The 8,549-nt window shown below is 35.8% G+C and carries 6 protein-coding genes and 1 tRNA gene; 3 read left to right on the forward strand and 4 right to left on the reverse strand.

Annotated elements, in window-relative coordinates; all coding sequences use genetic code 11:
- Nucleotides 1–385: 385 nt before the first annotated feature.
- Both ACM0OP_RS23095 and ACM0OP_RS23100 read right to left on the reverse strand, forming a co-directional pair.
- Nucleotides 386–790 carry a hypothetical protein gene (locus ACM0OP_RS23095; RefSeq protein ID WP_414530749.1) on the reverse strand — a complete coding sequence of 135 codons (405 nt, stop codon included), beginning with the start codon at nucleotides 788–790 and terminating at the stop codon, nucleotides 386–388.
- A gap of 106 nt (nucleotides 791–896) precedes the next feature.
- On the reverse strand, nucleotides 897–1,166 hold the full coding sequence (locus tag ACM0OP_RS23100; RefSeq protein ID WP_414530750.1) for a hypothetical protein: 270 nt from the start codon (nucleotides 1,164–1,166) through the stop codon (nucleotides 897–899).
- A 332-nt stretch (nucleotides 1,167–1,498) separates the two neighbouring features.
- Between ACM0OP_RS23100 and ACM0OP_RS23105 the strand changes: the two genes are divergently transcribed.
- From ACM0OP_RS23105 to ACM0OP_RS23115, 3 genes are all read left to right on the forward strand, one after another.
- Nucleotides 1,499–2,038 carry a hypothetical protein gene (locus ACM0OP_RS23105; RefSeq protein ID WP_414530751.1) on the forward strand — a complete coding sequence of 180 codons (540 nt, stop codon included), beginning with the start codon at nucleotides 1,499–1,501 and terminating at the stop codon, nucleotides 2,036–2,038.
- 529 nt (nucleotides 2,039–2,567) lie between these two features.
- A tRNA-Ala gene (locus tag ACM0OP_RS23110) sits at nucleotides 2,568–2,640 on the forward strand.
- An 85-nt stretch (nucleotides 2,641–2,725) separates the two neighbouring features.
- Complete coding sequence (locus ACM0OP_RS23115; protein ID WP_414530752.1) at nucleotides 2,726–3,289, forward strand: Uma2 family endonuclease; 564 nt, start codon at nucleotides 2,726–2,728, stop codon at nucleotides 3,287–3,289.
- A gap of 35 nt (nucleotides 3,290–3,324) precedes the next feature.
- Here the strand turns inward: ACM0OP_RS23115 and ACM0OP_RS23120 are convergent, their stop codons facing one another.
- Both ACM0OP_RS23120 and ACM0OP_RS23125 read right to left on the reverse strand, forming a co-directional pair.
- Complete coding sequence (locus tag ACM0OP_RS23120; protein WP_414530753.1) at nucleotides 3,325–6,489, reverse strand: Hsp70 family protein; 3,165 nt, start codon at nucleotides 6,487–6,489, stop codon at nucleotides 3,325–3,327.
- Nucleotides 6,490–6,510: 21 nt separating this feature from the next.
- Nucleotides 6,511–7,719, reverse strand: a complete 1,209-nt coding sequence (locus tag ACM0OP_RS23125) for a hypothetical protein (protein WP_414530754.1) — start codon at nucleotides 7,717–7,719, stop codon at nucleotides 6,511–6,513.
- Nucleotides 7,720–8,549 lie beyond the last annotated feature (830 nt).

Consider the following 8,549-nt stretch of genomic DNA (forward strand, 5'->3'; position numbering starts at 1 on the left):
GTGTTATGGCACTGGCTTTGGCTGCTTATGCTTGGAAAAGAAGAAGGAATACTAATATCTATGGTGATGATTTGTGGGAAGAGCAGGAGGTAAATGAGTTATTAAATATGAGGGTTGGTTAAAATAATAGTTACCTATCTTGTATTTTGATTATTTATATTCAATTCACTACATTTTATCTTTATTCTATTTAGTCTTTGCCCTTTAGTATAACAATATTGATCTTGAGAAAACATATCTTGGCATCCTCTAATAGTTTGATATATAAAAGAAATGATACACAAATAGAAAAAAATTATGGGTATTGCATCTAAAAATTTTTTCATGTGTTTATTTAGATATAGGCTTTAGTTGAAATAAATGTTGAATTAGCGCTAGTTTAAAATTATTTTTTTGTCCTTTTATATTTTTCATATTTATCAAACATTATCCACACTAAAAATAAGTATAATAATTGTAAAGGAACCCACAAACCAACAAATATTGAACTACAAATAATGAAAAATTGAGTAATTAATCCACAAAAAAAAGTTAAAACAACCCAAAAAAAGTAAAGTTTTAAAATAAATTCAAAGAAACCAAAAGTATATTCATTATGATCGTCCTTTCTTACTGTCGGAAATAACAACTTTTCAATAAGGTCTTCAAATATTGCATTTAATACAAGCATATGAATAACTACAAATGGAATTATTCCCCAACCCACATCGGGAACATATTTTAATAAAACAAAAGAATAAATAACTAACCAAAAATTTATAAAATAGTTGACAATATCACGCCTAGTCATATTTTTTTATTAAAATTTGCTAAAATACTAAAAATATCAAAATAAAAAATATTTCAAGACCTTATACATTATTCTTCAAATTTTTTATCTTTTATAATACAAATTTTTAATACTTTGGTATTTTGCAATCACCAGTCATGTTACCTAATTGATAAGCAGCACCTAATTCTAAAGAAGTTACAGTAGGATCTCCAGATCGTTGTCTTCTAATAATATCAGATCTAATTGAAGCAAGTTGTTCACAAGTCTTACGTGCTCTTTCTCTTTGCTGATTTTGTTGATAATTATTCCATAGTGTAGGACCAATAATAACTACAAGTATAACCGCAACTAAAATGCTTCCTATTAATTTTTCAGTCTGATTTACTTCAGGCATCTTTGTATAATTCAAATTTAATAGATTTTCTCACAACACATCAGCCTAGCTTTATGTGTAGCAATGTAATGATTGCCACATCTCTGACTTTAGCAGGCACATATTAGGGTGTCACCTGTAAATATACTTAACCTATTGTGAGAAGATATAATAAGTCTCAATGCTATAAATCAAACTAAACCCCATCCACAAGTGATGACTTATGGGAAGCAGGAGGTAAATGAGTTATTAAATATGAGGGTTGGTTAAGATTAAAGTCTGGATACTCTGTTATGTTGAAATTTTACTTACTAATGTGGGTATCATAAATTTATATTTACTAGATGAGTTAAATGAAATCTTTACTCCTTACTAGCCTACTTTATTTAAGTTTACTTTTACTCAATTTCTCTGTAGTAGCTCAATCTAAACCCAGTAAACCTATATGTAACTACCCTGTAGAAGAAGACTCAGTATTTACTAAACAATTCATCTTTAAGAAGTTTGGTGTCAGTATGGAGCTGCCTGAGAATCTGGTATCTATGCTCAGAAATAATGGAGAGATAGAAGTATTAGATAGAGGTACTTATAAGATGCTGCAATGCCCAGTAAACCAAAGATTAGGTAACGGCTATTCTAGTTATATCATCAGATGGGCTGATAGCACTCAGTACCAAAAAAAGCTGAACATTAAGGATAACGTAGACTTACTTTTGAGATCAGACTTAATAGGATATAAATATTTCTACACGATGATTCTTAGGGTAGTCAATAGTAAAGGTCAGAAGGTAGATATTTTTATTAGTGTGGATGACTCAATTGATAATAATAACTTTGAGCAGTATAAGAAAGAATACTTGGAGTTAGGGACTAAGGTTGTGATATTTCCTTAGACTTGTGATTAATAATTAGTCAATTGAATTGATTTGTTGAGTCATTATTAATAATAAGCACATAGTTAGGTCGTTCAAAAATACACCCAGCCTCCTGTGAGAAGATTTATTTGAATGTAATTAAGAAAATATAAAGCCCTAAAACACCAAAATTGCAGCAGAAATCAACAGGAGAATTGACCTGTATACTTTTCTCCAGGCAGGTTGGTTATTCAATTCACCTGGATGTACTAAACTTGTTTTCCATCTCAGATGTAGGGTAAGTCAAAGTTTACTAAACTTGCGTTAAACTTGACTTGGTGGACTATAGCCTGCATTAATCTTAATCTTGAGATTTTAGGATGTCAAGATTACCTCAATAGAATAATGTTATAAATAAAACCATGAGTGCTAACATTCTTCACATAACTTAACACTAGCTTTGTTTAAAATTGACATAAACTGCCATATAATGAGTTTCAGGATAACTTGAGAGAAAGTCCTCTATTAGTCAAAAAGCTATATAGAGAGCATCTTATAAGCATCGCACGGGGCTATAGCGCAGTTGGTAGCGCATCTCAATGGCATTGAGGGGGTCAGCGGTTCGAATCCGCTTAGCTCCATATTTTAATTATCCAGTCAGGAAGTCTGTCATCTGAATTGTGGGATGGATGTCTCAATAAAGATTAGGCAAGAATGGAGGAAGTCATGTCTGTACAATTGCTCAGACGTAAATTCTCAGTGCAGCAGTATCATCAGATGCTGGCATCGGGTATTCTCAGAGAGGATGACCGAGTGGAATTGCTCCGGGGAGAAATTATTGAAATGTCACCTATAGGGACAAAACACGCTGCTTGTGTAAATCGATTAGTCAATTTATTGGTGCAGTTGTTGGATAAACGTGCCATAATTGCGGCTCAAAATCCAGTTGTATTGAACAATAACTCAGAACCACAGCCAGATGTAGCATTAGTCCAACCCCGTAATGATTTTTATGCAACTGCACATCCCCAACCCCAGGATATTTTTTTATTAATTGAAGTCGCTGATTCCACTGTTATGTATGACCGGGAAGAGAAAATTCCTTTGTATGCAGAAGCAAATATTATGGAAGTTTGGTTAGTAGATATTAACGCCGAAATGGTCGAAGTTTATCAACAACCAACAGGCGGAACTTATCAACTGATGCACAAGTTGACTAGGGATGAGCGTTTATCAATCAAAGCCTTTCCAGATATCAATATTACCGTTAAGCAAATCTTTGGCAGATAAAATTATTTCCCCTTGATTATTCAGGCGATCGCCACTTAACCCTTCACACTCTCCAAAAACCAAGTTTTTAGGTCTTGAATATCCTCAGCAGTCGCAGTTTCCAGATAAAAAGCCCGTTCTATTAACTCTAACTTACGGTCAAACTGACTGGAGATACCTGGGAATGAAAACATCTTACCCTGACAAGGTAGATAGCATTTTACCAAAGATAAAATTTCATTGACAATTCTTTCATGTAAGAAATGTCCTGTAATATGCCAACCGATACATTGACTCAAACACCCCAAAGCATCTAAAGCAATTTGAGGTTCACTAATTTGATGTTTAATTTGAGTTAACACAAATGATGCAACCTCTTCCACATCATTCAGTTTAGCTTGCCATTGCTGAGGTTGACCAGGGCTAATAATTCTGGCTAAAGCCCAAAAAGCCTTTTGGCGCACAGCTAAATGTTGATTACCTTGGATAATCGAGCGCAACCGAGTAATATTACGTGTAGAAGGTTCAGCACAAATACCAAAAGAGTTCAGTAAAGTCACTGAACGGGGAAGATGGGAAATGGTCGTAAACTCTTGGTAAATTAACTCATCAAAATCTGACCACAACATTTTACCCGGAGTGTGCGCAATAGCAGTGTGTAACTCGTTGAGTTGCGTATATTTTGACAAACCACTTTGAAACTGGCGGAGAATCCAATTATGATACTTCTGTTCCAGTTCTCTGGTCTGAAAATCAGCATTTTCAGAAGGTAAACCCTGAATAATATTAGTTAACGCCATCACTGCTACGGTTTTCCTAGTTTCTTGTAACTCCGGTCGCGTATGATTCGTTTTATCTAACCATTGAAATAAACTTTGAATAATTGATAACCGATTTATAGCCAGACAACTATGGCTTTCTAAAGCGCGTCGTTGATCTTGAAAAATTTTACTTTGCCAATTTTGAGATAAGTTTAATGTCACTCTCCCCCACTCAGTAAATTGTACCTGAATAGTAGGATTAATTTCTCTACCTAACCGAGAACGGGAAATTTTGGGAATTAAATCAGCCCCTTGATGACTAACTTCTATAATTGCTTTTTCACCGTTGAGATTTTGAGGTAATTTGCGCTGTGGAGAAACTTCCAAACGGAAACGCGCATCAGGGCGATCGCACTGTACCAATGTCAACAACAATCGTTCATCAAAAGTATATTCTACTTCCAGATTCAAGTAACTTCCTGGTTCAATATCAGCAGCCAAAATTTCATCAGCTTGCACATAACGAGTTCGTTGTAAAGTTGTATTTTGATTCACTTGGGAACCCATACCCACCCAAGCATTAAAACCAATCAAACCTTCATCAAAAACTGGTAAACGAAACCCAGCCAAAGTTGTGCGATAAGGAAACTTTTGACCGTGAGCAACTAACAACTCCAATTTAGATGCTTCAGTGTGAGTATCTGTCACCTCTAGCCAAATATTTGTCGGGTTAATTCCCTCTGACTTCCCAACAGTACCAGCTGCATAAAGTGCTGCACCACGAGCAACCGCTAAGTCTGGATCTCCTTCGGAAAGAATCAATGTTCCGGGTAACAGCTGCTCTAACCTTTCCCTAATTAAAGGGAAATAAGTCATCCCACCATTTAGCAGAATAGCATTAATTTGAGGTGATTTTCCTAACTTATCTTTAGCTTTGAGTAAGACATCCAAAACCGGAACAACAAAGGTATCATGACGATCTGTAAAAGGAGGTTGATCAAAAGCAGTCTGAGGATCTAACTTTTCAATTAGTTCCGGTTTAATCTCTGGACAGAGTAACTCCTTTAATGCTTCCTGCATTTGACGATAGCCAAAACTATAGAAAATTGAAAAACTAGAGTTTAAACTCACATATTCAAAAGGAATTTTAAACTCCTCTCTATCAGGATTTTCTAAATATTTTGCCCCCCAAACCTGCTTGAATTTTTCCGCGTATACTCTTAATTCATACCAAAGTTTTGTCTTTTCAGGAGTAGATAATTTATTAATTTTGCTATAATGATTAAACAAGTAATCAACTATTTTTTCATCAACTTGATCTCCCCCAACTCTGGTACGGGAACCAATGGAAATATCTTCTATCAAAAATTGGGAAATATCACTGTTCCATTCCACCTTGTGTAAAGAAGTATCTAAAGTTCCACCGCCTAAATCATAGACCAGAATATTTAAAGGATTGCTCGTATCTAAATCAGCATAAATTTCGCCATTCTGCAATCTATACAAAAAATCATATAAAGCCGCTTTTGGTTCCGGGAGTAAAACAATATCGCTTTCTTCCCAACCCGCTAAATTAGCAGCTTTCCTAGTGGCTTCAATTGCATCAGGTTCATAAGAAGCCGGGTGAGTTATTACCGCGCCTCCCACATCTATATGCTTTTGGATTAACTGATGACGGCAAAATTTTAACACCTCTGCGGCTGCTTGTTCCGGTGAAAAATTGCCCAGACTCAGTTTATATTCAAAAGGTGCGCCATCTTCAAGAGTGCCAATATCATGTTTCCAAGCCAAAATAGTTTGGTCTCTAAAAGCATAATATTGACCCCGAACGTGTTTACCAATTTCCGAACTATCTAATTTAGAAAAGCGCACAGCAGAAGGAATTAACTCTGTATTTTGTAACCCTTCCTGCTCATTTTTCACAGGAAAACTCATCGCATTAGCTGTCCATTGTTGGTTTCTGCTTAATCTTTGATTAGCTATTGCAACTACTGTATTAGTAGTTCCTAAATCAATCCCCAGATAGGTAGGGCGCAAAATATTTCTGATAAATTCAATATATGTGGCTTTTTCTCGTAGTTTAGTTCCCAGTTGATTATTGCCAATAGCTAATGTTTTAACCCCTTTAGTGGTTAAATATGAAAATAATTTAGCATAGTCGTTATCATTACTAACTACAGTAATGATGTTAATTTCCTGCTGGGAATTATTAATTAATTCTTCAGCTGTGCGGAAAATTAAATTATCAACTTCTTGGGGGACAGTTGTTAGTCCTGGAGTTAATTCAAATCGATATCCTAAATCACGTAGCTTACTACCATAAGCAGCTAGAACTGCGGGGGTGTTGGAAAATGCACGACGTTCTACTACAGAACCATATTCTCTACAAATATCTTCAAGTTCACGGAGTTCAGGCTTAATATTGTCAAGGTCTAGCAACAGTGCTATATTTTCTGCCATAATTTTTTCTCCCATGTTACTTTAATGATTTTCTGAAGTAGGAGTTAACTCTTTAATTTGGGCTGGTGTAATTACTGTGTTGTTAACTTTCCACCCTGTTTGGATACACTCTACTTCTTTGATTTCTGTTTCATCGCTAAAAGGATTTCCTATATAAGCGTATTTTCGCAGGTCAATTTGAGATATTTTAAAACTACCCTTAACAGATTTAGGGTAACTTTCTATTCCTAATTGCTGTAACACTTCCATGAAATTACGCAAAATAATAAATATACTCAAAGCATCATCAGAAGTAAGTTCTGGTTCTCCGGTTTCTTCTAGCTGAGACTGTAATAATTTGATGATTTTTTGTATTTGGTCTAAAGCAGGTTGTGTACCGTTTTGCAAGGCTTTGGCAATTTCGGTTAGACTTTCTTGATGAGCTTGCTGATGGGTTTCTGCTAACTTTTTTGTCAGGTCTAGTTTTTCGGCTTCTAAAATATTAATTTGAGTTCTTAATTCTCTTTCAATTTCGCCCATACTCAAGACGAGATTACTAGCTGCTTCATCTTTAATTGCAGTGCGGGTAACTTTAAAATGTTTCATTAAAGCCATACCAAAATCTTCTAGTTTTTCGGTAATGCCAAATTCAATTATTTTCTGAAAAACTGGGGAAGCTGCAAAGATGGTTTTAGCATCTTCTGGGACATTTGCTTCTAGTTGAGCGAGAATTAAATAAGTTTTAGAACGATGTTTCTGGAAGTAATTTATCGCATCACATAACTGACTAATCCGCCCAATGTCTCTATTTTCTGTGTAAATAAATCCATATTCCGCGTTATTAATTAACCCTTTGATAGCGGCTTGTGATTCTTGATGAACTTGTTGGGGTGTCAGCTTTTTACGATTGGATATATGATAGTAAATATCATCAACATCTTTGTAATCTGATGGTGAAAATCTATTGATTAATTGACTCCAAGATTCTTGAGGATATTGATTAAGTAGTTTAATAGCTTCCTGAAAAATTGTTCCCCGGCTTTTATCTTCTTCATGAAGGCGAGGTATAGTTTTTGTATATAAATCTTCGAGGAATAATAAGAACTGTCCCCAAGGATGTTTTTCTAGTATTTGCTGATCAAATTTATCTTTTAAAGCTAAAGCTGTAGTTCTTTCCTTTTTAACTGGGGGACGATGAAAGACAGGGTTTGGTTGCTTATTGAGGCGTGGTTTGGGGGTTTTGTTATCCATAGGTTTGCTCTAATCATCTAGCTGAGAAATTCTTCACAAGGTAATCAGGGTGAATGAATTTTGTTATTCCTATAACAATTCCCCCCCCATTTATTTTTATGTGGTGTATTTACGCAAACAGTTGTGATGATGTATTTTTTATAATAGACAGTAACTTCATAGCCTCTAATATTTCAAAGATTACCGTCATCTATCACAAGATAGATATTAAATGATTTGTTATACCTTTTTTATATAGAACCCATTTGATATCTCTAAGAAGCTGCGATTCTCTTAAGCATGAGCCTAACAAAACAAAGATTGAGCTTGGTCGTGGCATTCGATAGTGTTCGCTCAAAGTTCTTGACCAGGATCTTGCAGCGCTCCATCCAAGCATTCGACCGTTCAATCACCCACCTGGCTACTGCTGGGACAAATCCTGACTTGCCTTGCGCTGCCTTTTCTTGGGTGTCCGGCTTGGTCGAGCGCTCAAACTTAATCTTCCGCATGATCTGCGGGTATACCTTTTCTAGTTCCTGTGTCAGATGTTCTGGATGATAACCCTGGTCGAGTAGGATGTTGACACTCCCCGACCTAAAGGTACGAGGATTCTTGCTTCTTAGGGATTCCAATGAATTTACCCTCTGCAAGCATCTTGACCGTATGCCCTACGGCTGCAAGTCCACTAACTAGAACTACTTGAGCGGCTGCAACATCTCTATCAGTGGTATAGCCGCAATTCGAGCAAACATGAGTACGTTGACAAAGTTCTTTCTTTCTTGTCTCGATTCCGAAGTTAACGTGAGTTCGACGGAGAGGAAGGGGCAAAAAGCTTGCTGTGTAAGAATTTG

The sequence above is a fragment of the Nodularia chucula CCY0103 genome (assembly GCF_963923915.1).
GTDB lineage: Bacteria > Cyanobacteriota > Cyanobacteriia > Cyanobacteriales > Nostocaceae > Nodularia > Nodularia chucula.